Source organism: Kocuria rosea subsp. polaris (assembly GCF_001483755.1).
Lineage (GTDB): Bacteria > Actinomycetota > Actinomycetes > Actinomycetales > Micrococcaceae > Kocuria > Kocuria cellulosilytica.
In genome coordinates, this window is record NZ_LQBK01000031.1 from 1 (window position 1) to 2020 (window position 2020).

Sequence of the window (2020 nt, forward strand, 5' to 3'; positions counted from 1 at the left end):
CCACCCAGACCGCGGTCATCGACGCCGAGGACTTCGACACCGCCGAGGGCATCGACCTGCCCGGGGCGGACCTCTCGCACGAAGAACTCACCGTGGCCGTCATCCCCGAGCAGAGCGACGAGTTCACCTGCGGGGCCTGCTTCCTGGTCCGCCACCGCTCCCAGCTCGCCCGCACGAGCGCGGGCACCAGCTACTGCACCGACTGCGAGGGCTGAGGCGCGGCGCACACCCCCACGGATAACCCGACAGATCAGGGATGGACCCACGCAATCGCCTGTCGCAATCAGCGCTCCTGCAGGCAACCGCTAACCGGCCATATGTAAAGCGGGGGCGACGCAGCGGTCGAGCCTCTTTGTCCTGGAGTCCCCTGGCCACGTACACGGACACGGACACCGCGACGTCCAGGCGGGCGAAGTCCTTGAGCTGCTTCTTGCGCCGGTCATCCCTCGCATCGGTGAAATGGATCTGCTTCTGGTTCGGCAACCACAGCGTCCGAGCTGCTTTGCGGGGGGCGTTAACATCCCCGGCGGCCACCACGCTGGCGTAGACCTGGGGGTCCTTCGGACCGTCGAGCGCACCAAGGGCTGCAACAGGTCCGGGTCGGGATGCTCAACGACCTTGCCCGTCCCAAGACCAAAGACGCCCGTCACGCAAAGGATGCGAACCGTCGAAGCTGTTACAACATCTTCACGCCGTCTTACTAGGATGCCCACGCAGACGAAGGACCGCTGTGGGAACGGCCCGCATCCTCTAGGCCGGGACGGGACAGTGCCCCGGCAGCTGCCTGAGAACGATGCCGGATTGGCGGCGAGGGTGATGCCCTGACGCTTCAGCCGTGTACCGGAAGTGGAGAAGCACGAGTGTTTCAGATTCTGATGCTGACCGACGCGGACGGTCCTTCGGCATCGGTGCTGCCGGCCCTCGACCTGCTCAACCACCGGGTGACGGTGGCCCCGACCCGCACCGTCTCCGGCAACCTCGAGGGCCGGTCCCCGGACGTCGTGCTGCTCGACGGGCGCACTGACCTGATCACCGCGCGCAACCTTGCCCAGCTGCTCACCACAAAGGGGCTGAACGCACCGGTGCTGATGGTCCTCACCATAGGGGGAATCACCGCGGTCGCGGCGAACTGGATGGTCGACGACGTCGTGCTCGACACCGCCGGTCCCGCGGAGGTGCAGGCCCGGCTGCGCCTGGCCACCTCCCGAACCGCGGACCTCGCCGACGACGACGCCCGGATCCGTGCGGGCTCGGTGGTCATCGACGAGGCCGCCTACTCCGCCCACGTCAACGGCGCCCCGTTGAACCTGACCTATAAGGAATTCGAGCTGCTGAAGTTCCTGGCCCAGCACCCCGGGAAAGTCCTCACCCGCGCCCAGCTGCTGAAGGAGGTCTGGGGCTACGACTACTACGGCGGCACCCGGACCGTGGACGTGCACGTGCGGCGGCTGCGTGCCAAGCTGGGTGCGGACCACGAGCACCTGATTATCACGGTGCGCAACGTCGGCTACAGCCTCGTGCTGACCCATTGACCTCATATCCGTGCCCAGGTCATTTCCGTGTGTCTGCCGCTTCGTTCATAAAACTGCCCGGCATGTCCAGACAGGTCAGAGAGTCAAGGAAACCCGGGGCAGCCCCGACCTATAGTCAGCCGGGCCGCCCACCATGTCTGCACCTATCGACCCGTGGACCGGAAACACATAGGTGGAGATGGGCTCCACCGGACTATGCCGCGGACAGCCCAACGACGATGTTTCCGTCCTCGACCCGCACCGGGTGGACGCCCAGGCGCAGACCGGCGTCGGTGAGGCACTCGCCCGTTTCGAGCACGTAGATCTCCTTGTGCAGTGGCGAGGCGATCGTGGCTGCCTCGGTGCGGGAACCCACGATGCCGCGGGCCATCACGTGCGCTCCGGTGGCGGGGTCGGCCTGGTCCACCGCGTGGATCTCAGTTGCGGACAGGCGCAGCAGCGCCACTGAGGTTGACCCCCTTCGGTGGACGTCCTTGATGGTCAGGCCT

3 protein-coding genes are annotated in these 2020 nt (G+C 66.4%); 2 read left to right on the plus strand and 1 reads right to left on the minus strand.

All coding sequences use genetic code 11. The features are described from left to right. Together AVL61_RS12170 and AVL61_RS12175 are read left to right on the plus strand one after the other, a co-directional pair. Window positions 1–215 (plus strand): DUF4193 family protein (locus AVL61_RS12170; RefSeq protein ID WP_058874599.1); only part of this gene is annotated, 215 nt, incomplete at its 5' end. 645 nt (window positions 216–860) lie between these two features. Continuing rightward, complete coding sequence (locus AVL61_RS12175; RefSeq protein ID WP_109149353.1) at window positions 861–1532, plus strand: response regulator transcription factor; 672 nt, start codon at window positions 861–863, stop codon at window positions 1530–1532. Between the two features lie 193 nt (window positions 1533–1725). Here the strand turns inward: AVL61_RS12175 and AVL61_RS12180 are convergent. Further along, on the minus strand, window positions 1726–2020 hold a 295-nt coding region (locus AVL61_RS12180), incomplete at its 5' end, for a nitrite reductase (NAD(P)H) small subunit (RefSeq protein ID WP_157571414.1).